Source organism: Pseudomonas sp. A-R-19 (assembly GCF_019956575.1).
Lineage (GTDB): Bacteria > Pseudomonadota > Gammaproteobacteria > Pseudomonadales > Pseudomonadaceae > Aquipseudomonas.
The window spans coordinates 51,585-74,480 of record NZ_JAHBDR010000040.1; the positions used below are offsets into that span (position 1 = coordinate 51,585).

General features: G+C 62.8%; 24 protein-coding genes. 15 read left to right on the forward strand and 9 right to left on the reverse strand.

The window, feature by feature from the left end; genetic code table 11:
• Window positions 1-117: 117 nt before the first annotated feature.
• A complete protein-coding gene (locus tag KGA88_RS08300) occupies window positions 118-4,440 on the reverse strand; it encodes a DEAD/DEAH box helicase (RefSeq protein WP_223590082.1) in 4,323 nt (1,440 codons plus the stop codon).
• 353 nt (window positions 4,441-4,793) lie between these two features.
• On the opposite strand from KGA88_RS08300, the gene KGA88_RS08305 reads away from it, so the two are divergent.
• The gene (locus KGA88_RS08305; protein WP_046041630.1) at window positions 4,794-5,678 is read left to right on the forward strand and encodes a sugar nucleotide-binding protein; all 885 of its coding nucleotides are present in this window, start codon (window positions 4,794-4,796) and stop codon (window positions 5,676-5,678) included.
• Complete coding sequence (locus tag KGA88_RS08310; RefSeq protein WP_110661274.1) at window positions 5,671-6,600, forward strand: NAD-dependent epimerase/dehydratase family protein; 930 nt, start codon at window positions 5,671-5,673, stop codon at window positions 6,598-6,600. The genes KGA88_RS08305 and KGA88_RS08310 overlap by 8 nt, the downstream gene beginning before the upstream one ends.
• 187 nt (window positions 6,601-6,787) lie before the next feature.
• On the opposite strand, the gene KGA88_RS08315 is transcribed toward KGA88_RS08310, so the two are convergent.
• From KGA88_RS08315 to KGA88_RS08335, 5 genes are all read right to left on the reverse strand, one after another.
• Entirely contained in the window at window positions 6,788-7,486 is a 699-nt protein-coding gene (locus KGA88_RS08315) for an OmpW/AlkL family protein (RefSeq protein WP_110661275.1), read from the reverse strand.
• Between the two features lie 220 nt (window positions 7,487-7,706).
• Window positions 7,707-8,225 carry a DUF3299 domain-containing protein gene (locus KGA88_RS08320; protein WP_110661276.1) on the reverse strand — a complete coding sequence of 173 codons (519 nt, stop codon included), beginning with the start codon at window positions 8,223-8,225 and terminating at the stop codon, window positions 7,707-7,709.
• 11 nt (window positions 8,226-8,236) lie between these two features.
• Window positions 8,237-9,502: an ABC transporter permease gene (locus tag KGA88_RS08325; protein ID WP_110661277.1), complete on the reverse strand. Its 1,266-nt coding sequence runs from the start codon at window positions 9,500-9,502 to the stop codon at window positions 8,237-8,239.
• Between the two features lies 1 nt (window position 9,503).
• Window positions 9,504-10,214, reverse strand: coding sequence for an ABC transporter ATP-binding protein (locus KGA88_RS08330; protein ID WP_057713120.1), 711 nt, complete (start codon window positions 10,212-10,214; stop codon window positions 9,504-9,506).
• Between the two features lie 131 nt (window positions 10,215-10,345).
• Window positions 10,346-10,924 carry a DUF2796 domain-containing protein gene (locus tag KGA88_RS08335; RefSeq protein ID WP_110661278.1) on the reverse strand — a complete coding sequence of 193 codons (579 nt, stop codon included), beginning with the start codon at window positions 10,922-10,924 and terminating at the stop codon, window positions 10,346-10,348.
• Window positions 10,925-11,059: 135 nt separating this feature from the next.
• Between KGA88_RS08335 and KGA88_RS08340 the strand changes: the two genes are divergently transcribed.
• Window positions 11,060-11,401, forward strand: a complete 342-nt coding sequence (locus KGA88_RS08340; protein ID WP_110661279.1) for a hypothetical protein — start codon at window positions 11,060-11,062, stop codon at window positions 11,399-11,401.
• Between the two features lie 104 nt (window positions 11,402-11,505).
• On the opposite strand, the gene trxA is transcribed toward KGA88_RS08340, so the two are convergent.
• The 3 genes from trxA to KGA88_RS08355 form a co-directional block, all read right to left on the reverse strand.
• Window positions 11,506-12,378: a thioredoxin gene (trxA, locus tag KGA88_RS08345; protein ID WP_110663219.1), complete on the reverse strand. Its 873-nt coding sequence runs from the start codon at window positions 12,376-12,378 to the stop codon at window positions 11,506-11,508.
• A gap of 199 nt (window positions 12,379-12,577) precedes the next feature.
• On the reverse strand, window positions 12,578-13,231 hold the full coding sequence (locus KGA88_RS08350; RefSeq protein WP_110662470.1) for a class I SAM-dependent methyltransferase: 654 nt from the start codon (window positions 13,229-13,231) through the stop codon (window positions 12,578-12,580).
• Window positions 13,228-13,692: a YbaY family lipoprotein gene (locus KGA88_RS08355; protein ID WP_223590084.1), complete on the reverse strand. Its 465-nt coding sequence runs from the start codon at window positions 13,690-13,692 to the stop codon at window positions 13,228-13,230. Before KGA88_RS08355 ends, KGA88_RS08350 begins: the two co-directional genes overlap by 4 nt.
• Before the next feature lie 127 nt (window positions 13,693-13,819).
• On the opposite strand from KGA88_RS08355, the gene nrdR reads away from it, so the two are divergent.
• The 12 genes from nrdR (at window position 13,820) to KGA88_RS08415 (ending at window position 22,830) form a co-directional block, all read left to right on the forward strand.
• Window positions 13,820-14,284 carry a transcriptional regulator NrdR gene (gene nrdR, locus KGA88_RS08360; RefSeq protein WP_003228656.1) on the forward strand — a complete coding sequence of 155 codons (465 nt, stop codon included), beginning with the start codon at window positions 13,820-13,822 and terminating at the stop codon, window positions 14,282-14,284.
• On the forward strand, window positions 14,281-15,414 hold the full coding sequence (ribD, locus tag KGA88_RS08365) for a bifunctional diaminohydroxyphosphoribosylaminopyrimidine deaminase/5-amino-6-(5-phosphoribosylamino)uracil reductase RibD (RefSeq protein ID WP_223590086.1): 1,134 nt from the start codon (window positions 14,281-14,283) through the stop codon (window positions 15,412-15,414). Before nrdR ends, ribD begins: the two co-directional genes overlap by 4 nt.
• A gap of 47 nt (window positions 15,415-15,461) precedes the next feature.
• A complete protein-coding gene (locus KGA88_RS08370) occupies window positions 15,462-16,127 on the forward strand; it encodes a riboflavin synthase (protein WP_046815884.1) in 666 nt (221 codons plus the stop codon).
• A gap of 30 nt (window positions 16,128-16,157) precedes the next feature.
• Window positions 16,158-17,249 carry a bifunctional 3,4-dihydroxy-2-butanone-4-phosphate synthase/GTP cyclohydrolase II gene (gene ribBA / locus KGA88_RS08375; protein WP_110662983.1) on the forward strand — a complete coding sequence of 364 codons (1,092 nt, stop codon included), beginning with the start codon at window positions 16,158-16,160 and terminating at the stop codon, window positions 17,247-17,249.
• Window positions 17,250-17,495: 246 nt separating this feature from the next.
• Entirely contained in the window at window positions 17,496-17,972 is a 477-nt protein-coding gene (ribE, locus tag KGA88_RS08380; RefSeq protein WP_003228649.1) for a 6,7-dimethyl-8-ribityllumazine synthase, read from the forward strand.
• A complete protein-coding gene (gene nusB / locus KGA88_RS08385; protein WP_008053839.1) occupies window positions 17,969-18,469 on the forward strand; it encodes a transcription antitermination factor NusB in 501 nt (166 codons plus the stop codon). The genes ribE and nusB overlap by 4 nt, the downstream gene beginning before the upstream one ends.
• 18 nt (window positions 18,470-18,487) lie before the next feature.
• Window positions 18,488-19,453 (forward strand): thiamine-phosphate kinase, encoded by a 966-nt coding sequence (gene thiL, locus KGA88_RS08390; RefSeq protein ID WP_223590088.1) that lies wholly within the window; start codon window positions 18,488-18,490, stop codon window positions 19,451-19,453.
• Window positions 19,450-19,953: a phosphatidylglycerophosphatase A gene (locus KGA88_RS08395; RefSeq protein ID WP_007970166.1), complete on the forward strand. Its 504-nt coding sequence runs from the start codon at window positions 19,450-19,452 to the stop codon at window positions 19,951-19,953. Before thiL ends, KGA88_RS08395 begins: the two co-directional genes overlap by 4 nt.
• Before the next feature lie 52 nt (window positions 19,954-20,005).
• Window positions 20,006-20,746, forward strand: a complete 741-nt coding sequence (locus tag KGA88_RS08400; protein ID WP_223590090.1) for a substrate-binding periplasmic protein — start codon at window positions 20,006-20,008, stop codon at window positions 20,744-20,746.
• A 250-nt stretch (window positions 20,747-20,996) separates the two neighbouring features.
• Window positions 20,997-21,614, forward strand: coding sequence for a GTP cyclohydrolase II (gene ribA / locus KGA88_RS08405; protein ID WP_223590093.1), 618 nt, complete (start codon window positions 20,997-20,999; stop codon window positions 21,612-21,614).
• The gene (locus tag KGA88_RS08410) at window positions 21,611-22,030 is read left to right on the forward strand and encodes an MFS transporter (RefSeq protein WP_110662309.1); all 420 of its coding nucleotides are present in this window, start codon (window positions 21,611-21,613) and stop codon (window positions 22,028-22,030) included. The genes ribA and KGA88_RS08410 overlap by 4 nt, the downstream gene beginning before the upstream one ends.
• Window positions 22,030-22,830: a cobalamin-binding protein gene (locus tag KGA88_RS08415; protein WP_223590095.1), complete on the forward strand. Its 801-nt coding sequence runs from the start codon at window positions 22,030-22,032 to the stop codon at window positions 22,828-22,830. The genes KGA88_RS08410 and KGA88_RS08415 overlap by 1 nt, the downstream gene beginning before the upstream one ends.
• Window positions 22,831-22,896 lie beyond the last annotated feature (66 nt).

Genomic DNA, 22,896 nt, shown 5'->3' on the forward strand with positions numbered 1-22,896 from the left:
GCCTCTTCGCGAGCAAGCCCGCTCCCACAGGGTTTTGTGTTGGAACACCAATCTGCGTCCGGACATAGATCCAATGTGGGAGCGGGCTTGCTCGCGAAGGGGCCGGTAGAGACACCCTCAATGCCGGATCAATTTGCTGCGCACCTCGGCACCCACCTGCTGATCCAACTCCCCCCAAAACTGCTGCTTGCCGGCAATCTCGGCAGCCACCGGCAAGCCATCGCGATACACCAGCCGATTACTCGCCAGCGCCGGGACTTTTACCCCAGGCAATAGCGTACCGGCGAGGTTCAACGGATCGACCCCGCACACCGCGACCAGGCTACCGTCATGGGGCCGACGCCGGACCTCGCGCAGCAATGGAATCGCCTCGGGCAGGGCGAATTGCTCGCCCGCCAGGCCACTGACAAACCGCCCGCCGCGAATCTCGCCACGTGCCTCCAGACGATGGAAAGTGCGCAGCAGTTCGCGCCAGCTCGGCAGCCAGTCCGCCTCACGCTCCAGCAAGCGCCAGAACACCACGCCGTAGCGGCGTAGCAGGGTCATTGCGATGTGTTCCAGGGTGTCGGCCGGCGTCGGTGCGGGGCGCGGGTTTTCCGAGAGCGGCATGGCCGGCACTCGTCGCAACAAGGCCCAGCGTCCGGCGTCATCCATGCCTCCGATAAACGCCCCGCGCCCGCGCCCGCGCCGAGCGTTGCGCGGCTGGCGCTTGCTGGCCGGGGTGATCAGTGCGCGCAATCCGGCGAAGCTGTCGGCGTTCACCAACCCTGCGCCCACCAGTTCCTGCAGAGCGATCTCCAGCTCCGATCGCAGCAGGTGGGCCTCATGGATCAGCTCATCGAAAAACAGCGCGCCGTGCTGGCTGAGGGCCGCGTGGACTTTTTGTGTTTTCGGCGACAATTCGCTGACCGGTGTCTGCTCGGTCAAGCCGCTCCAGAGGCCGACCCGGTTGCGCGGCAGCAACACAATCGGCGTGCTGCGCAACGCGGTGCTGGCGCTTTTGTTGTGCGCGGTCAGGCGTGTCCACACCAGTCTGCCGCTGCGGCACAACTCATCCAGCCAGGTCGCCGCGTAGTCCTTGATCCGCGCCGGCAGGATGTCGCTGTCCCAGGCTGAAGCGGCGGCGGGGTAGCCCTCGAATTGCGCGACGATAGCTGGCAGTACCGCCGCGCCCTGGCCCTGGCTTGCGCTCGACACATGCTGCCAGTCGAACAGGAACCGCATGAAATCCTGCAACGCCACCGGTTCGATTTCCCGGCGCAGGCGCTTGACCGTATAGCGGTGAATCCGTGCCAGCAAATGCCGCTCGCACCATTCTTCCTGGGCGGTGCCAGGGGTGAAGCGACCGCGCAGCACATAGCCTTCGCGTTCCAGTTGCGCCAGGGCTTGATTGACTTGAGCGGCGGGCAAGCCGAGTGGTTCGGCAATGCGATTGAGCGCGAGCGGCCCGAAGGCGCTGAGTCGCGCGCGGATCAGTTCGAGTACGGCTTCGTCGGGCTCCCAGACTTCATCGAAGTCCGGCAGCGCTTGCAGGGGAGGCGTCAGTTCAGCTTGTGGGTAAATAGCCCGCAGGCAGGTCAGTCGCTCCAGCGCCAGCCACAGCGATTGCCCGGGGTTGATCTGCAAACGGCTTGCGCGCCCGCTGGCGGCCAGGCTGTTGAGCCAATCGGGCCACTGCGCATTGGCGCCGGCCTCGGCATCGGTAATGCACGCCAGGCTCATCAAGGCCTCGTGCATTTCATCGACCCCGGAGGGCGCCGGCCAGGCTTCGTCGCGCACGGCGGCAATCGCCTCGGCGTCCAGTGCACCGAGATCGTCAGTGGATTGCGGGTCGCTCCAGCGCCGGTTGAGCACGGCTTGGGTACGGCGTTCTTCCAGCGGTGCATCGTCAAGAAAGGTATAGGGTCGGGCGCTGAGAATCTCCGCCGCCAGCGGCGAGGGCGCCGGCAAGTCGCGGCTGATCAGGCGGATGTCGCTGCGCTCCATGCGCCGCAGCAAGGCCAGCCAGCCTTCAGTGTCCATGGCTTCGTGCAGGCAATCGTCGAGGGTTTGTTCCACCAGCGGATGGTCGGGAATCTCCCGTTCGCCGGCGAGGTTTTCCACGCAGGCGATCTGGTCGGGAAACACGCTGGCGATCAGGTCTTCGCTTTTCATCCGCTGGATCTGCGGCGGGACTTTGCGCCCGCCGCTGTAGCGCGGCAGGGCCAGGGCCACGCCGGCATTCCAGCGCCAGCGCACGCCGAACAGCGGCGCCTCGAGCACGGCCTGGATCAGGATGTGTTCGGCGCTGTTGCTGTGCAGGTAGCGCCAGACATCGTCCAGTTCAAAACTGTGGCTGGTGGACAGCGACAGCACGATGGCGTCTTCGCTGGCGGCGGCCTGCAATTCGAAGTTGAAGGTGCGACAGAAACGCTTGCGCAGGGCCAGGCCCCAGGCGCGGTTGATGCGGCTGCCGAACGGCGTGTGAATGACCAGTTGCGTGCCGCCGGACTCGTCGAAAAAACGCTCCATCAACAGCGTGTCTTGCGAGGGCAGGGCCCCCAGCGTTTGTCGCGCACGGGCCAGGTAATCCACCAGTTGTTCGGCGCTGGCGAGGTTCAGGCCCAGGGTCTCGGTCAGCCAGTCGAGTGCAGGTTGCACGTTGCCTGGCGCGGCACCCAGCAGGTCGTCGAGTTGTGCCTGCAAGCGCGCCACCGCCGAGGACAATTCGGCACTGCGCCCCGGCGCTTCCCCGAGCCAGAACGGAATGGTCGGCGGCTGGCCTTGGGCGTCCTCGACCCGGACCTTTCCGGTTTCCACGCGCAGGATTCGATAGGACGTGTTGCCCAGCTGGAAGACATCCCCGGCAATACTTTCCACCGCGAAGTCTTCGTTGATGGTGCCGATGTTCAGCCCTTGTGGCTCCAACAGCACGCTGTAGTCGGCGTTGTCCGGAATGGTCCCGCCACTGGTCACCGCGGTCAGTTTCGCGCCCCGGCGACCGCGCAGGGTGCGGCTCACGGCGTCGCGGTGCAGGTAGGCGCTACGGATGCCCTGACGTCCGTTGTAGCCCTCGGCGAGCATGTGCAGCAGCGCCTGGTAATGTTTGTCGTCGAGTGCGGCGTAGGGCGAGGCGCGGCGCAGCATCTCCAGCAACGCTTGCTCCGGCCATTCCTGGCAGCTGACCTCGGCGATGATCTGCTGCGCCAGCACGTCCAGCGGCGCTTGCGGGATCAACAAGGTGTCGAGTTCGCCCCGGCGCACGCAGTCGAGCAGCGCGGCGCATTCGATCAGGTCGTCGCGGGTGGTGGCGAACAAACGGCCCTTGGGCGTGCCGCCGACCTGGTGCCCGGAACGGCCGACCCGTTGCAGAAATCCGGCAATCGAACGCGGCGAGGCGATCTGGCACACCAGGTCGACGTCGCCGATGTCGATCCCCAGCTCCAGTGATGCCGTGGCGATCAGCACTTGCAGGTCGCCGCGCTTGAGGCGCTGCTCGGCATCCAGGCGAAACTCCTTGGCCAGGCTGCCGTGGTGGGCCGCCACGGCATCCTTGCCCAGGCGTTCGCTCAAGTGCCGGCTCAGGCGTTCGGCCAGGCGCCGGGTGTTGACGAAAATCAGCGTGGTCCGGTGTTCCCGGGCGAGGGCGGCGAGGCGGTCGTAGACCAGTTCCCAGACATCATTGGCCATCACCGCCGATAGCGGCACGGGTGGCACTTCGATGTCCAGATCGCGGGGGCGGGCGTGGCCGATGTCGACGATCTCGCACGGGCGATCGCGGCCCACCAGAAAACGCGAGACGGCTTCGATAGGTTTTTGCGTGGCCGACAGACCGATGCGCAACAGTGGCTCCGGACAGAGCGCTTGCAGGCGTTCAAGGCTCAGCGCCAGATGGCTGCCGCGTTTGCTGGCGGCCATGGCGTGGATCTCGTCGACGATCACCGTTTGTGTGGTGCCGAGCATCTGCCGGCCGGAATCAGATCCGAGCAGCACGTACAGGGATTCCGGTGTGGTCACCAGAATGTGCGGCGCCGTCTTGCGCATCGCCGAGCGGTCTTTTTGCGGCGTGTCACCGGTGCGCACGGCGGTGCTGATCTGCAGTTCGGGCAGGCCCATCACGCGCAATTGCTCGGTAATGCCGGCCAGCGGGGTTTGCAGGTTGATCTGGATGTCGTTGGACAGCGCCTTGAGGGGCGAGACATAGACCACCAGGGTGGCGTCGGGCAAGCCTTCGGGGCGTTCCAGGCCGCGGTGTACCAGGTCGTCGATGACGGCGAGAAAGGCGGTGAGGGTCTTGCCGGAGCCGGTGGGCGCGGCGACCAGGGTCGAGCGGCGCTGGCGAATCAGCGGCCACGCCCGGGCCTGGGCGGCGGTGACCGCTGCGAACGTGTGGTTGAACCAGGCGCTGACGGCGGGGTGGAAGCCGCTCAGGGCACTGTCTGCGGGGATGGGCAGGTTCATGCAGCAAGTTATGCGGGTGGGGGCGCAAGATGCAAGTCTCGCAGGCTGGTCGGTAACCTGTGGCGAGGGGGCTTGCCCCCGTTGGGGCGCGAAGCGGCCCCAAAATCCGCAAGCGCGGTGTAACAGGCAAACCGCCTTCAACAATTTTGCGACTGCTGCGCAGCCGTACGGGGGCAAGCCCCCTCGCCACAGGGGCCAGTGGCAGCACCACAAATCCCGGACATCTACACTTTACGGATGACGGTTGCGCACTAAACCCGCAAAATGCAACGATTCCGGCAATTACCAACGACATCGCCTGGGCGCGGTGTCGAAAAAGCCATCGTTCCAATCAGACTGGGCCTGCTGACTCTATGCGAATGCGCCTTATGTTACTGGGCGGCGGAAATGCCCTTGGGCAGGCGCTGATTCGCCTCGGTGCGGAGGAAGACATCGGTTTCCTCGCCCCCCGCCCGCCGCAAGACGGCTGGGATGCCGCGAGCCTGACACAATTGCTCGACGACACCCGTCCCGATGCATTGATCAACCTTGCCTACTACTTCGACTGGTTTCAGGCCGAGGCAGTGAGCGAGTCGCGTCTGGCCGGCCAGGAGCGCGCTATCGAGCGTCTGGCGGAATTGTGCCAGCACCACAACATCGTTCTGCTGCAGCCTTCCAGCTATCGAGTGTTCGACGGCTCCCGCGCCACGGCCTACAGCGAAAAAGACGAACCGGTGCCCTTGGGCCTGCGCGGTCAGGCGTTGTGGCGGATCGAGCAAAGTGTTCGCGCCACCTGCCCGCAACATGTGCTGCTGCGTTTCGGCTGGCTGCTGGATGACAGCCCGGACGGTGCCCTTGGCCGCTTCCTCGCCCGTGCCGAACAACCCGAAGAACTATTGATGGCCGACGATCGACGCGGCAATCCGACGCCGGTCGACGATGCTGCCCGCGTGATCATTTCAGTGCTCAAGCAACTCGATTGCGCCGCGCCGCTCTGGGGCACCTACCACTACGCCGGGCATGAGGCGACCACGCCGCTGGCGCTGGGGCAGGCGATTCTGACCGAAGCCCGCAGCCTGCATCCGCTGGCCATCGAAGCGCCGACCGCCCAGGCCCACGCCGCGCGTCCGGATGCGGCGGAAGAGCCACAACACGCGGTATTGGCCTGCAAAAAAATTCTGCACACCTTCGGGATCAAGCCGCGTGCCTGGCGTGCGGCGCTTCCCGGTCTACTGGACAGGTTCTATCGCCATGGCTGACGGTCCCGTTTTGATCACCGGTGGTGCCGGTTTCATTGGTTCGCACCTGACTGATGCCCTGCTTGCCAAGGGGCATGCGGTACGGATCCTCGATGACCTGTCCACCGGCAAGCGCAGCAATCTGCCGCTGGGCAATCCCGGGGTCGAACTGATCCTCGGCGACGTGGCCGATGCGGCCTTGGTTGCCCAGGCGATGGCTGGTTGCAGCGCGGTGGCGCACCTGGCCGCCGTGGCATCGGTGCAGGCCTCGGTGGACGATCCGGTGCGCACGCACCAGAGCAACTTCATCGGCACGCTGAACGTCTGCGAAGCCATGCGTCAGGCCGGGGTCAAGCGCGTGCTGTTCGCCTCCAGCGCGGCGGTGTATGGCAACAATGGCGAGGGCGAGTCGATCGACGAAGAAACGCCCAAGGCACCACTGACGCCCTATGCGGCGGACAAACTCGCCAGCGAGCATTACTTCGATTTCTACCGCCGCCAGCATGGGCTGGAGCCAGTGATTTTCCGCTTCTTCAACATCTTCGGTCCGCGCCAGGATCCGTCCTCGCCGTACTCCGGGGTGATCAGCATTTTCAGCGAACGCGCGCAGAAAGGCCTGCCGATCACCGTGTTCGGTGATGGCGAGCAGACCCGGGATTTCGTCTACGTCGAAGACCTGGTCGACTTGCTGGTGCAGGCCATCGAGAAGCCCCGGGTCGAAGACGGTGCGGTCAACGTGGGCTGGAACCAGGCGACGACCCTCAAGCAAATGCTCGAAGCGCTCGAAACCGTGGTCGGTGAACTGCCGCCGGTGAGCTACGGCCCGGCGCGCTCCGGTGACATCCGTCACTCCCGGGCGAACAACCGGCGTCTGCTGGAGCGCTTCACTACCGCGGAGCAGACTCCGATGCGTATAGGGTTGGCGCGGTTGCTGGGACGATAGATGACTGCCCTGCGGACATGAAAAAGGCGCCTTTTTACAGGCGCCTTTTTCACGGCCGGAATTTACCTTGAAGTGGGTAGATTCCCTTTGGCGAGGGGGGCTTGCCCCCGTTCGACTGCGCAGCAGTCGCCATCAGTATTTAGTCTGCTCACCAGCAAGCCTCATTCACCACCACGTGAACGTTCGTTTAGAACTTGTAGCCCAGACCAACCATGTAGATGAACGGATCCACATCCACGTTGACCTTGGCGCGGGTGCCCGGTGCAATCGAGTTGTTCTCGACGGTGGCGCGGGTATCGATGTCGATGTAGCGCACCTGGGCGTTGAGCATGACATGTTCGGTCAGCATGTAGTCGGCACCGACCTGCCAGGCCATGCCCCAGGAGTTCTTCGCCTTGAAGTTGCTGAAACCGGCGGACTGGGCTTCGCTGCCAACGTGTTCGTCGTAGATCCAGGTGTAGTTGATACCGGCACCGACGTACGGCTGAAACGCCGACTTCGCGTCCAGCGGGTAATACACCACGCTCAGGGTTGGCGGCAGGTGCTTGAGCGTGCCGAGTTTGCCGTTGGCAGCGCTCAGGGCGGTGCCTTTGAGTTTCACGTCATGCTCGAACGGCGTGGCCGCCAGCAATTCGATCCCCCAATTGTTGGTGAGCATGTAGGCGAAGTTCAGACCCAGTTGGGTGTCGCTGCTCATGGTCGCCTTGCCACCCAGGTCGGCACCTGCGAGCGGGCCTTGATCGACCTTGACGCTGGAGCTGTCGGCTTTCGGGTTAACGGTGATGGCGCCCGCACGAAGGATGATGTCACCGGCCTCGTGGGCGTGGGCGAGCGGGGCTGCGAGCGCGAGGGCAACCAGCGAAGCGCTGAGCATGGACTTGTTCATGGGGGCTCCAAAGGACGTTAAAAATGTTCAATGTCCAATGGTAAGCCGGCTAACTATTCGGTCTTTTGATGCAGCTCAATGAAAGTGGCTAGGGAGTGGTTTTTGTGCTGTTTTTGATGGCCCCTTCCGAGCAAGCCCGCTCCCACAGGGGAACGCAATCCAATGTGGGAGCGGGCTTGCTCGCGAAGGCGGAGAAACTGACAGTACAAAACGACCGGATTCACTCCGGCAATTCATACAGGTAAATCTTGTCCGCCTCCATCTGATACCCGGCATCCGCCAGCTCGCTGGTGGTCGCCTTGACCTGCAACGCGCCCTCGATCCAGTACGGCTGATACAGCTCGTCGAGCTTCACGCCGACTTCGCTTTTGACGTGCACGATCTGATTCGACGGCGGTGGTGGCACATGGATGCAGGCGCCGAAATAAGGTACCAGCAGGAACTCCGTGGTGCGTCCTTCCTCGCTGACTTCCAGCGGCACGATGTAACCTGGCAAGCGAATGTTCTGGCCATCGAGGGCCTTGACCACCGGTGCGTTGGGCATGTCCTGCTTGGCGGCTGGCGCCGACTCTGCCGAGAGCGTGCTGCTCATCTGCGACAGATCGTGCAGCGGCGTCATGTTCGGTACTTCTTTCGGCGCGTCGGGCGGGATCATCTCCGACCAGGTCAGGTCTTTTGGCTGGGCTGCCCACAGGGGCAGGGCGACCAGCATCAACAGCGCAATTACAGCGCGGGGCATTTTCAACGTCCTCATAAACGGATCGACAGGCCATCGGCCAGGGATTGGCGATAGGCGCGCCAGGCCGGCACGCTGCCCATCAGCAGCGCGGCGATCAGGATGCCACCGAGCAGCGTCCATTCATACTCGCTCGGCCAGGACAGCGGCAGGAACAGGCCGTAGTTGGCTTGCACATAACCCTGGGCCGCCGCGATGCACACATACAGCAATGCCACGCCAGCGATCACGCCAGACAACGCCAGGGCAAAGGCCTCGAGCACCAGCAGTGTCGCGATGTGCCAGGGGCGTGCGCCCACCGAGCGCAGGATCGCCATTTCCCGACGGCGTTCGTTGAGGCTGGTGAGAATGGCCGTCAGCATGCCAATCAACCCGGTCAGCACCACAAATAGCGAGACCACGAACAAGGCTTTTTCCGCGGTGCCCATCAGGCTCCACAGCTCTTGCAACGCCACGCCCGGCAGGATCGCCAGCATCGGTTCACCGCGGAATTCGTTGATTTCCCGCTGCAGGGCAAAGGTCGAAATCTTGTTGTTCAGGCCGAGCATGAACGCGGTGATCGCCTGCGGCGTGAGGTCCATGTTGCGCGCCTGATCGGCCGTGATGCGCCCCTCGCCCCGGGCCGGCACGCCGTTATGCCAGTCGATGTGAATCGCTTCCATGCCGCCAAGGCTGATGTGCAGCGTGCGGTCCACCGGGGTGCCGGTGCGCTTGAGAATGCCGACCACGGTGAACGGCTTGTCGTCATGCTTGACCAGGCTGATCGCCGCCACGCCGTGGGCCAGCACCAGTTTCTCGCCGAGTTTGTAGTGCAGCGCATCCGCCACTTCGGCACCGAGCACCACTTCGAACGGGTCGGTGGCGAAGGCGCGGCCATCGGCCAGTTCCAGGTGTTGCTGGCGACCGTACTGGTAATGCTCGAAGTAGGCTTCGGTGGTGCCCATCACCCGGTAGCCGCGATGGGAATCGCCGAGGGACATCGGGATCGCCCATTTCACTTTCGGGTTGTTGGCAAAGTGTTCGAAGCTGTCCCAGCGGATGTTGTTGGTGGCGTTACCGATGCGGAACACCGAGTACAGCAACAGGTTCACCGAGCCTGAGCGGGCGCCGACGATCAGGTCGGTGCCACTGATGGTACTGGCAAAACTGGCCTTGGCTTCGGTACGCACGCGCTCCACCGCCAGTAACAGGCACACCGACAGGGCGATGGCGAACGCGGTGAGGATCGCGGTGAAGCGGCGGTTAGCCAGGCTGGCCATGGCTAGACGAAACAGATACATCTCAGACCTCGGACGGGGTGGCGGCGCGATTGAGTTCGGCCAGCGACAGGTTGTGGTCGAACAGCGGCGCCAGGCTCTGGTCGTGGCTGACGAACAACAGGCTCGAGCCGGCTTCGCGGCACTCGGCGAACAGCAGGCGAATGAAGTTCTCGCGGGCATCGTAATCGAGGGCCGAGGTCGGCTCGTCGGCGATCACCAGTTCCGGCTGGCCGATCAAGGCTCGCGCTGCGGCGACTCGTTGTTGTTGGCCGATGGACAGCGAATCGGCGCGGCGTCCGAGGATGTTTTCATCCTTCAAGCCCAAATGAGCGAGCAAGGTGGCGGCCGCTTTGTCGACGCTGCCGTGGCGTTGTTTCGCCCGTTCGGCGCGCAGTTTCGAGAAGTGGCAGGGCAGTTCGACGTTCTCGCGCACCGACAGAAACGGCAGCAGGTTGAACTGCTGGAAGATGTAGCCGGTGTGATCGACGCGGAAGTGGTCGCGGGCGCCGGCCGAGAGTTGCGTCAGTTCCTGGCCGAGCAGGCGGATGCTGCCGCGATCAGGTTTTTGTACGCCGCCGAGCAGGCCGAGCAGGGTGGTCTTGCCACTGCCGCTGGGGCCTTTGAGGAACAGGGTTTCCCCGCGCTCCAGGCGAAACGCCGGGATGTCCAGCAGTGGCGGGTGACCGGGCCAACTGAAGCCCAGGTCGGACAGTTCGATGAGTGCTTGGGTCATTTAGCCGATTTCATGAATGTTGATGACCTGTGTAGGAGCCGGCTTGCTGGCGATAAACGATAACGCGGTTTCATTGACAGACCGCGGCGTGGCGATCGCCAGCAAGCCGGCTCCTACGGAACTGGGTGGATTCAGAATTTGAGGGCCGCAGACTTGGCCGTCACTTCAACCCCTTGCTGCCCGCTCGGGCTGATCAGTTGTACCTGAATTTTCTGGGTGGCCGGGAACGAGTTGAAAATGTTCGCCAGGTCCAGGGTCTTCAACGCCGCTGGAGTGGCACAGGTGAACTGGTAGTGGGCGTGGATTTCGCTGTGATCGTGATGATGTTCATCCTTGGCGTCTTCATCGTGGTCATCGTCGGCATCCGGGGCATCGCCGAACAGCGGGCTTTCCAGTTCCTGGTTTTCCACCACGCAACCGGCGGCTGTCGGCAGGTTGAACAGGGCCAGTGGTTGCTCAAGCCGGGCGCGGGCGGCGGCGACTTTGGCTTTGTCGGCATCGCTGCTGGCGACATGCTCGAAACCCACCAGGTTCATCGCCGGGCTTTCCAGCTCCAGCGCCAGGGTCTTGCCGTCGAGCGCCGCGTTCAGGCGGCCCACTCCATGCTCGTGGGCACCCAGGCTGCCATGCTCATGATCGTGTTCATCGGCGGCATGGGCGACAGCCAACGGCAACATGGCAAACGGCAGAACGAGAAGCAGACGACGCATGGCGAGTCTCCGAAAAGTAAAATGAATAAAATGTTATGTAATCTTATAACGTAGATGCGGAGAGTTTGACTGTCTGCTTGGCGTTGCACAAGTCCCGTGGGAGCATGCAGGGAAGAAATGTGCGGGAGCAGACCTATGTTGCGAATTCGCGGAAGCATCGGCGACTGGCCGGTGGATTTGACCCTGGAGATGGACGACGCGGACTGGGCGCGACTAGGGGCGCAACTGCAGGTGGAAAAAGCCCCGGTCAGCACGCCAGCGGCGAAACCGCTGAATCAGGATGATGCGCTGTGGCAGATCGCCAGGGATTTGCTGCGCCAGGCCGGGCAGCTCAGTGGCCCGGACCTGCTCGATCAACTGGAAGGCCTGACCGGCAGCGCGGCGGCGGGCAAACGCCTGTTGGTGCGCTTGCGCCATAGTCCGGATGTGAAAGTGGAAAGCGGTACCGATACGCCGCTCTATCGCTGGTTGTTGTAGGAGCGAGCTTGCTCGCGAAAAGCGTCAGGGCGCTTCGGCCATGCAGGCAGCCCTCGTCATCGTTGACGACCATCGCGAGCAAGCTCGCTCCTACAGGTTTGTGATCAGTAGAGAGCAGCAAACAACTTGCGGCGATACGTGCTCACCAGCGGGTGGTCATTGCCCAGCAACTCGAACACCTGCAGCAAGGTCTTGTGTGGCAGGCCTTCGCTGTAGCTGCGGTTGCGCATGAACAACTTCAGCAAGGCATCCAGCGCGGCGTCGTACTGCTGACGGGCCAGTTGCTGGATCGCCAGTTGATAGACCGCCTCATCGTCCAGCGGATCTTTCGCCAGCCGGGCCTTCAGGTCGGCGGCATCCGGCAAGTCCTTGGCCAAACCGAGAAACTTGATCTGTGCCTTGGCGCCGGCCAGCGCGGCCTTGTGTTCGTCGCTCTTGACCGCATCCAGCACGGCTTGCGCTTCGCCCAGTTCACCGCGTTCAGTCAGACAACGGGCGTAGAGGATCAGCGCCTTGGCATTGGTGTTGTCTTCACCCAGTAGCACTTTGAGCAGGGCTTCTGCATCGGCAAAGCGGCTGTCGTCGAACAGCGCCTGGGCCTGTTCGAACGGATCGGCGGCGGCCGGCGGCGGCATCTGCACATGGGGTTCGAGCAGGGCGCGCACGGCGGATTCCGGCTGGGCACCGGCAAAGCCGTCGACAGGCTGGCCGTCCTTGAACAGCACCACGGTCGGCAGGCTGCGGATGCCGAAGCGGGCGACGATGTCTTGCTCGAGGTCGCAGTTGACCTTGGCCAGCAGCAACTCACCCTGATAGCTCTCGGCAATGCTCTGCAACATCGGCATCAGCACTTTGCAGGGCGCGCACCATTCGGCCCAGAAATCCACCAGCACTGGCTTGTGGAAGGAGTTCTCGATCACCGACTGGTCGAAATCGGCAGTCGTGGCGTCGAAGATGTACGGCGTTTCCTGACTCATGGGTGATCTCTTGGAAGCGTGAATGGGGCAACTATACGGCTTGGTGGGGTGCGGCCGGAAGCGGGGTAGTCGTGAGAGGTGCGTTGCCTGATCGGGCGTCTTCGCGGGCAAGCCCGCTCCCACAGTGGTTGGTGTGCATCACAAATCTTGTGGCCGACTTAAATCCGTGTGGGAGCGGGCTTGCTCGCGAAGCTCTTGGTTAACGCTGCGCGTGGTACAGGCTCACATGCCGAAACTCGTGGGGCTCGGCCAGGTCCGGCAGGGTCATGGCTTCGAGCATTTCGATGCGTTGGTACAGCGGATGACGGAAATCCCTGACACGGGAGTCCGCCACCAGCGCTTCCCGGCCGCGACTGAGGAACTGGTCGAGCAGTGGCAGGTTGGCCCGGTCGTACAGCACATCCGCGACCAGGATCAGATCGAAGCGATCAGCCTCTGCGAAAAAATCCGTCGAGTAATTGAGCTGTACGTCATTGAGCTCGGCATTGGCCCGACACGCGGCAATCGCCAGCGGGTCGAGGTCGCAGGCCAGCACTTCAAGCGCGCCGGCCTTGGCCGCGGCAATCCCCGCCACCCCGGAACCGGCACCGAAATCCAGTACCCGCTTGCCTTCGACCCAATGCGGGTTGGCGGCCAGATAACGGGCCACGGCCAGGCCACTGGCCCAGCAGAAACTCCAGTACGGCGGCTCATGCAGGATGCGCCGGGTTTCTTCCGGGCTGAAGGCGCGGTCCATGTTGTCGCCGTCGATCAGCCACAGTTTCAAATCGCTTTCAGGCAACGGGCAGGCCACCAATTGTGCGTCGCCGAGCAATTCAGCCAAGGCCCGTTGCAGGTCGAGCGGTGCACTCATGGGGCTTTGACGAATTGCAGTTGGCCCAGGGCCTGGGTGGTCGGTTGGCTGATCAGCTGCGACGGCAGGTGCAGGATCAACTGGCCGGACTGACTGGCCCGGCCACGCAGTTCCACGCGGGCGCCGGTCGGGAAGGATTCCGGATTGAAACGCAGGTGAAACGGCAGCACCTGGTTGTTGCCGATCAGGCTGGAGCTGGCGAGCAATTGTTGCGGGCGGTCCTTATCGTCGATCACCAGCAGCGCCAGTTCGACTTCAGCGCCGGCCGGCACGCCTTGCAAGGTGCCGCTCAGCTCACGCTGATAGGCGGGCAGCGGGCCGAGGTCGGCGGCCTCCCGGGCTTTTTTCTGTGCTTGCTGCGGCGCCGGGCCTGGCGTTGGCGGCTGGGGCTTGGGTGCATCGCTGCCGCAAGCCACCAGCAGGCTGAAAACACTGAGCAAAATGAGCGGACGTAACGACATTGGTGGCTCCATAAAGCTGAATTCCATGGATCAAGTGATCATCCCGTCTGTATACCGCAAACCCTATGGCTTGTCTTGCCACCGGGATGCGCTACCATGGCCCTCCCTTTTTTTGTTGCCTGCCACCATGCACTGTCCCTTCTGCGGTGCCAACGACACCAAGGTCATCGACTCGCGTCTGGTCGCCGAGGGCGAACAGGTGCGCCGCCGGCGTGAATGCCTGGCCTGCGGCGAGCGTTTCACGACGTTCGAGACGGCTGAACTGGTGTTGCCGCGCCTGATTAAAACCGACGGCAGTCGCCAGCCGTTCGACGAAGAAAAACTCCGCGCCGGCATGCAGCGCGCGCTGGAAAAGCGCCCGGTGAGCGTCGAGCGCCTCGAATCGTCGCTGGTGCACATCAAACACAAACTGCGCGCCACCGGCGAGCGCGAGGTCAAATCCCTCGTGGTCGGCGAACTGGTGATGGCCGAGCTGCAGAAGCTCGATGAAGTCGCCTACATCCGCTTCGCCTCGGTATATCGCCGCTTCCAGGACCTCAACGAGTTCCGCGAAGAGATCGATCGCCTGGCCCGTGAACCGGTGAAAGAATGACCACCTGCGCAGAACAAGCGATCCTCGACGCCCACTTCATGGCCCGTGCCCTGGAGCTGGCGCGCAAGGGGCATTACACGACGCACCCCAATCCGCGAGTTGGTTGCGTGATCGTGCAGGGCGGGCAGATTGTCGGCGAAGGCTGGCATGAGCGCGCCGGTGAACCCCACGCCGAAGTCCACGCCTTGCGTGCTGCCGGTGAGTTGGCCCGTGGCGCCACTGCCTACGTCACCCTTGAACCTTGCAGCCATCACGGCCGTACACCGCCGTGCGCCGATGCGCTGGTGAATGCCGGCGTGGCCCGGGTGGTCGCGGCGATGCAGGACCCGAACCCGGAAGTCGCCGGTCGCGGTTTGCAACGCCTGTCCCAGGCTGGCATCGCCACTGAAAGCGGTGTGCTGGAAAGCGAGGCACGCAAGCTCAATCAAGGCTTTCTGAAACGCATGGAACACGGCTTGCCCTACGTGCGGGTCAAATTGGCCATGAGCCTGGACGGTCGCACGGCGATGGAAAGTGGCGAAAGCCAATGGATCACCGGCCCGGCGGCACGTTCGGCGGTGCAACGCCTGCGCGCCCAGGCCAGTGTGGTGCTGACTGGTGCCGATACGGTGCTGGCGGACAACGCGCGGTTGACCGTGCGCGCCGATGAGCTGGGGCTGGATGCCGGGCAAACGGCCCTGGCCATGAGCCGTCCGCCCCTGCGTGTGCTGGTCGATGGTCGTCTGCGGGTGCCGCTGGATGCGCCATTCTTCAAGGCTGGCCCGGCGCTGGTCGCCACTTGTGTCGCGGTGGAGGAACAGTACGCCAACGGCCCGGAATGCCTGATCGTGCCGGGCTACGATGGCCAGGTCGATCTGCGCCAGCTATTGGTCGAACTCGCCGCCCGTGGCGTCAACGAAGTGCTGGTCGAGGCCGGTCCGCGCCTGGCAGGTGCCTTTGCCCAACTCGGTCTAGTGGATGAGTTCCACATCTTCATCGCCGGCAAGTTCATGGGCTCCTCGGCGCGGCCACTACTGGACTGGCCGCTCGCGCAAATGAAGGATGCGCCCGAGCTTAAAATCATCGAAATTCGTGCTATCGGCGATGACTGGCGAGTCATCGCCATTCCTTTGCCAGCAGCAAGCGTATAATTTCCGGCCATCGCGCAAGCTTTGGCTTTGTTCTCGAGGAGAACCTCATGTTTACCGGCATCATCGAATCCATCGGCAGTATTCGTGCATTGACCCCAAAGGGCGGTGATGTGCGGGTTCACGTCGAAACCGGCAAGCTCGATCTGAGCGACGTCAAACTGGGCGACAGCATCGCGGTCAACGGCGTGTGCCTGACTGCCGTCGAGTTGCCAGGCAACGGCTTTGCGGCGGACGTCAGTCGCGAAACCCTCGACTGCACCGCCATGAACGACCTGAAAAGCGGCAGCCCGGTCAATCTGGAAAAAGCCCTGACCCCGACCACTCGCCTTGGCGGACACCTGGTCAGCGGTCACGTCGATGGCGTGGGCGAAGTGGTTGCCCGTACTGAGAACGCGCGCGCCGTGGAATTCCGCATCCGCGCGCCGAAGGACCTGGCCAAGTACATCGCCCATAAAGGCTCGATCACCGTCGACGGCACCAGCCTGACCGTGAACGCAGTCGATGGCGCCGAGTTCCTGCTGACCATCATTCCGCACACCCTGAGCGAAACCATCATGGCGTCGTATCAACCGGGTCGCCGGGTGAACCTGGAAGTGGACTTGCTGGCCCGTTACCTGGAGCGCCTGCTGTTGGGCGACAAGGCCGCAGAGCCGACTGCCGGCAGCACCATCACCGAAAGCTTTCTGGCCCAAAACGGCTACCTCAAATCCTGAAGCTCAAATTTCGCAAAAAGGGGGTGCCTTGTGGCGCTCAATAGCATCGAAGAACTGGTTGAAGACATCCGCCAAGGCAAGATGGTCATCCTCATGGATGACGAAGACCGCGAGAACGAAGGCGACCTGATCATGGCCGCCGAGTGCTGCAAGCCCGAGCACATCAACTTCATGGCCAAGCACGCCCGTGGCCTGATCTGCATGCCGATGAGCCGCGAGCGTTGCGAACTGCTCAGGCTGCCGTTGATGGCGCCACGCAACGGTTCCGGTTTCGGCACCAAGTTCACCGTGTCGATCGAAGCGGCCACCGGTGTGACCACCGGCATCTCCGCCGCCGACCGCGCGCGTACCGTGCAGGCCGCCGCCGCCCGTGATGCCAAGGCTGAAGACATCGTCAGCCCGGGCCACATCTTCCCGCTGATGGCCCAGGCCGGTGGCACCCTGGCCCGCGCCGGCCACACCGAAGCGGCGTGCGACCTGGCGCGCATGGCCGGCTTCGAACCGAGCGGCGTGATCTGCGAAGTGATGAACGACGACGGCACCATGTCCCGTCGCGCCGAGCTGGAAGCTTTTGCAGCCGAACACGACATCAAGATCGGCACCATCGCCGACCTGATTCACTACCGCATGATTCACGAACGTACCGTTCAGCGGATTGCCGAGCAGCCACTGGACAGCGAACTGGGCCAATTCAACCTGGTGACCTATCGTGATTCGGTGGAAGGCGACGTGCACATGGCGCTGACCCTGGGCAATGTGTGTGCCGAAGAACCGACCCTGGTTCGCGTGCACAACATGGACCCGCTGCGCGACCTGCTGATGGTCAAGCAACCGGGCCGCTGGAGCCTGCGCGCCGCCATGGCTGCGGTTGCCGAGGCTGGCAGCGGCGTGGTGCTGTTGCTCGGTCACCCGCTCGATGGCGACGTGCTGCTGGCGCATATCCGCGAAACTGCCGACCACGCCGCGGTGAAAAAACCGACCACCTACAGCATTGTCGGTGCAGGTTCGCAGATTCTGCGCGACCTGGGCGTACGCAAAATGCGCCTGATGTCGGCACCAATGAAATTTAATGCGATATCCGGTTTCGATCTGGAAGTTGTAGAATACGTGCCCTCCGAATAAGACACCGGGTTTTGGCATCGTTGTTCACTTAAGGCTTGTTTGATTTACTGTGGCGAGGGAGCTTGCTCCCGCTTGGGTGCGCAGCGCCCACAAGAGGGGCCGCTAGGCAGCCCAGCGGGAGCCAGCTCCCTCGCCACAACGAGTTGCAAGTGAACACCGATGCGGGTTCCGGCGCTGTATTCGCGGCTAACAAATCACTGAGGGACGCGTAGAAAACACGTCCCGGCTCTTTAAGAGATCTAACGAATGACCCTGAAGACCATCGAAGGTACCTTCATCGCCCCTAAAGGCCGCTACGCTTTGGTAGTAGGCCGTTTCAACAGCTTCGTCGTTGAAAGCCTGGTCAGCGGTGCAGTTGATGCCCTGGTTCGCCACGGCGTAAGCGAAAGCGACATCACCATCATCCGTGCGCCTGGCGCCTTCGAAATCCCGCTGGTTGCGCAGAAAGTCGCTCAGAAGGGCGAGTTCGCGGCAATCATCGCCCTGGGCGCGGTCATTCGTGGCGGTACTCCGCACTTCGAATACGTGGCTGGCGAATGCACCAAGGGCTTGGCCCAGGTATCCATGGAGTTCGGCGTACCGGTCGCTTTCGGCGTGCTGACCGTTGATTCCATCGAGCAAGCCATCGAACGTTCCGGCACCAAGGCCGGTAACAAAGGTGCCGAAGCTGCCCTGTCCGCTCTGGAAATGGTCAGCCTGCTGGCGCAGTTGGAGGCCAAGTGATTAGCGACGAAAGCGATCGTTTCAACCCGCGCGATCCAAAGCCTGCGGATGCCGGTAAGCCATCGAAAAGCGTCAAGCGTCGCGAAGCCCGTCAGCTCGCGACCCAGGCGCTGTACCAATGGCACATGGCCAAGCAGTCGCTGAACGAGATCGAAGCTCAGTTCCGGGTCGATAACGATTTCACCGATGTTGATGGCGCCTACTTCCGCGAAATTCTTCACGGGGTTCCGCAGTTCAAGACCGAAATCGACACCGCACTCACGCCTTGCCTCGATCTGACCATCGAAGAGCTCGACCCGGTTGAACTGGCGGTTCTGCGCCTGTCCACCTGGGAACTGCTCAAGCGCGTCGACGTGCCGTACCGCGTTGTGATCAACGAAGGTATCGAACTGGCCAAGGTCTTCGGTTCCACCGACGGCCACAAGTTCGTCAACGGTGTGCTCGACAAACTGGCGCCACGTCTGCGTGAAGCTGAAGTGAAGGCGTTCAAGCGCTAACCAGCGCTTGAAACTGCGATGGGCGAGTTTGAGCTGATCCGCAATTTCTTCGCCGCCGCGCCTTGTGCGCAGGGCGGCGAAGGCGTTGCTCTCGGGATTGGCGATGACTGCGCCTTGCTGGCTGTTCCTCCCGGGGAGCAGATGGCGATTTCTACCGATACGCTGGTGGCCGGTGTGCATTTCGCCGATCCCTGCGATCCGTTTCTGCTCGGTCAGCGCTCGCTGGCCGTGGCCGTCAGCGACCTGGCTGCCATGGGCGCCACCCCGGTTGCCTTCACCCTTGCCCTGACCTTGCCGACGGTGACCGCCGATTGGTTGCAAGCCTATGCCCGTGGTTTGAACCTGATGGCGCAAAGCTGCGGTGTGGCATTGGTTGGCGGCGACACCACCCATGGACCGCTGAGCCTGACCATGACCGTGTTCGGTCGTGTGCCGGCTGGCTTGGCGTTGACCCGCAGCGGTGCGCGACCGGGCGATCTGCTGTGTGTCGGTGGCGACCTGGGAAATGCCGCCGGTGCCTTGCCCCTGGTGCTTGGCGCGCGCACGGCCCAAGCGAGCATTGCCGAGCCATTGCTGGCGCATTACTGGTCACCGCAACCACAACTCGGCTTGGGTCAGGCGCTGCGGGGCAAGGCCACTTCGGCGATGGATATCTCCGACGGTCTGCTCGCTGATTGCGGGCATATCGCGCTGGCCTCGAAGGTCGCTATCGAAGTCGAACGTGAACGTTTGCCGCTGTCGCAGAGCCTGGTCGACTTTCTCGGTCACGCGGATGCACAGGTGGCGGCCCTGAGCGGCGGCGACGATTACGTCCTGGCCTTCACACTCCCGTCCGTCGAGTTGCCGCTCTTGCTGGCCGACGGCTGGCCGATCCATGTGATTGGCCGTGTGGTGACGGGGCAGGGCGTGACGCTGCTGGACGCCGATGGCAAAGACATCACCCCGCAAACCCGGGGTTATCAACATTTTCGGGAGTCACCGTGACAGATCATCCCAAACAGGTCCCGGCGGAATTCGTACCGCCGTCGGTCTGGCGTAATCCATGGCATTTCCTGGCGTTCGGCTTCGGCTCGGGCACCTTGCCAAAGGCGCCTGGCACTTGGGGGTCGTTAGTTGCGCTACCCTTTATTCCGTTGTGGCAGATGCTGCCGGACTGGGGTTACTGGCTGATGCTGGGCATCACCATGTTGTTCGGTTTCTGGCTGTGCGGCAAAGTGGCTGACGATTTGCGGGTACACGACCATGAAGGCATCGTCTGGGACGAAATGGTCGGGATGTGGATCACCCTGTGGCTGGTGCCGGAAGGTTGGCAGTGGTTGCTGGCGGGCTTCTTGATGTTCCGCTTCTTCGATATCCTCAAGCCGTGGCCGATTCGCTGGATCGACCGGCACGTGCATGGCGGCGTTGGCATCATGCTCGATGATGTCCTGGCCGGGGTGTTCGCCTGGTTGGCGATGCAGGGACTTGTGTGGTTTTTCGCCTGAGCGGAGATATTCAGGCGTTAATCAGGAGAACTGTTAATCGGGAGAAGCAAGGATGGCTCTACGCGGATTGATGGTGCTGGCGTTTACGATATTTTGCTCTTTTGCCCAGGCGGGCGGAGGGGTCGCTACGCCGCCATCGGTGATTCATCTGGCGAGCGAAGACTGGGAAGACTACACCGCTGCAGATGGACATGGCCTGGGTTGGGACGTGTTGCGCCAAGTGTTCGAGCCGGCGGGCGTCAAGGTCGACATCCGCACCGAGCCCTACGTGCGTTCGCTGGGCCTGGCCGAACGTGGCGAGGTCGACGCCTGTGTCGGTTCCTATCGTGACGAGTCCGAGGGTGTGCTCTATCCCCATTGGAACTTCGACACCGATCACATCTATGCCTTGGGCCTGGCCAGCAGTCCGGTACCCACTCCGGAAACCGTGGGCAGTTATCGACTGGCGTGGGTTCGCGGCTACGATTACCAGCATTACCTGCCTAACGTGCAGCATTTTGCTGAAGTGCAGCGGCGCACCGGCATTGTGTCGATGCTGATCCACAACCGTGCCGACTATTACATCGATGCGCAGACCGAAGTCGATTACGTGCGCAATCGCGCCAAGGAACCTTCCCTGTTGCGCAGTACCCATATCGCCGAATTGCCGCTGTTTCTGTGTTTCGCCAAGACCCCGAAGGCACGCAGCCTGATGGCCCTGTTCGATCAGCGCATGGAGCAACTGGTGAAAAGCGGCGAGCTGAAACCGATCTTCGAGCGCTGGAAACAGCCGTATCCGTTTGATTCGGACTGAGCCGGTTCTTGCGGCTGATGATGTACCCATTGTGGGAGCGGGCTTGCTCGCGAAAGCGGTGTGTCATGCAACATTGATGTCGACTGACACGACGCCTTCGCGAGCAAGCCCGCTGCCACATTGAATGATGGAGGCTGTTATCAAACTATTTGATAGTTATCGCCGATAATTCAGCCTAAGCGTCCTCCGGAACCTGCTGTTACAATGCCGGCTCTGCGAATCTTCAGACTTTTAGATCAGGAGCACACCGGTGCCTGTCGTTTTTGTCGCCGCTTCCAAGCTGCCAACGCCTTTTGCGCAATTCACCATGCACGGCTTCCTCGATGAAGCCACCGGCCGCGAGCACGTTGTGCTGAGCCTGGGTGAGATCGCCGACGGTGCCCCGGTGCTCGGCCGGTTGCACTCCGAATGCTTGACGGGCGATGCCCTGTTCAGCCAGCGTTGCGACTGCGGCTCGCAACTGGAGGCCGCCTTGCAGGCCATCGCACGCGAAGGTCGTGGGGTTTTGCTCTACCTGCGTCAGGAAGGTCGTGGCATTGGCCTGCTGAACAAGATCCGCGCCTATGAGTTGCAGGACGGTGGTGCCGATACCGTTGAAGCCAACGAGCGCCTGGGCTTTGCCGCCGACCAGCGTGACTACGCCATGTGCCTGCCGATGCTGGAGCACCTGGGCGTGAAGTCCCTGCGCCTGATGACCAACAACCCGCGCAAGGTCAAAGCCTTGACCGACATGGGTATCGTGGTCGCCGAGCGCGTGCCGCTGCACACCGGCCACAACCCGCATAACCGACTCTACCTGGCGACCAAGGCCAGCAAGCTCGACCACATGATGGGCAACGAGCATCAGGGCGAGGCAGACCGGGCGTGACCCGCGGTCAGGTGCGGCGGCGACTGTCCGTCAACTGGTGGCAATACCTGGCACTGGCCTTGTTGCCGCTGTTTGTGATCAACGCGGTGTTCGGCCAGAGCGACGCCATCCTGCCGGTGCTGGCGATGCCGTTGTTCATCGCCGGAGTTGCCTCGATGTTTGTCAGCCTGAAGTTTTTCGGTGCTTACAAACACGCGCTGATCGCCACCCAGAAAGCCCTCGATACCCCTGAAGAACCTGCCGCCTGGATCAGTCTGGCGGCCAAGCGGCGCACGGCATTCCTCGCCGCCGGGCTGCCGGCCTGGATCGCTGCCCTGGCGGTGTTCGTCGGTCTCGAGGCTGTGCCGCTGATGCTGCTGGCGCTGTCGACCGCCGTGCTGTTCTACCTCTATCGTATTCCGCGTCAACTCGGTTGATGCGCGCGGTCTGGCTGGCGATTTTGTTGCTGGCCGCCAGTCGCTCGGCCATCGCGGTCGAGCGGGTTGTCAGCCTTGCACCGTCGCTCTCTGAAATCGTCATCGAGCTGGGCTCCGCCGACCTGCTGGTCGGCGTGCTGGACGCTGGTGAACGACCTGATGAACTGAAGAACCTGCCCTCCGTTGGCCGCTATGGCCAGTTGGACATGGAGCGCTTGCTCAGCCTGAAACCCGATCTGTTGCTGCTATGGCCCGGTAGCGTCGGCCCGGCCCAGCGTGACCAGCTCAAGCGCCTGAACATTCCCACCTACGTCGCCGAGCCCCACAGCCTGGACCAGCTCACGACGCAGATCGAGGCTATTGCCGCTCAGCTCGGCCGGCCTGAGCGCGGTATTTCATTGGCCACCGATTTACGCCAGCGGCTGGGTGAATTGCGCCAACGCTATCGACGGGATCGGCCGTTACGGGTGTTCTATCAGGTCTGGGATCGGCCGCTGTACACGGTTGGTGGTGAGCAGATCATCAGCGATGCGCTGGCGGTCTGCGGTGCCCAAAACGTATTTGCCGACCTGAAACTGCCGGCACCGCAAGTCAGTGTGGAAGCCGTGCTGCAGCGTAATCCCGAAGTGATTCTGGCCAGTGATCAGGCGCAGCTCGATGCGTGGAAAGCCTGGCCGCAGGTGGCGGCGGTGGCACAAGGGCAATTGCGTTTGGTGACGGACAAGGGCCTGGAGCGGCCGAGTGGGCAGATGGTCGAGGCGACTGCAAAGCTGTGCCAGCTTCTTCAGCCGAACCGCTGACCTGTGGCGAGGGGGCTTGCCCCCGTTGGGCTGCGAAGCAGCCCCAAGTCTTAGAATGATGTTTCA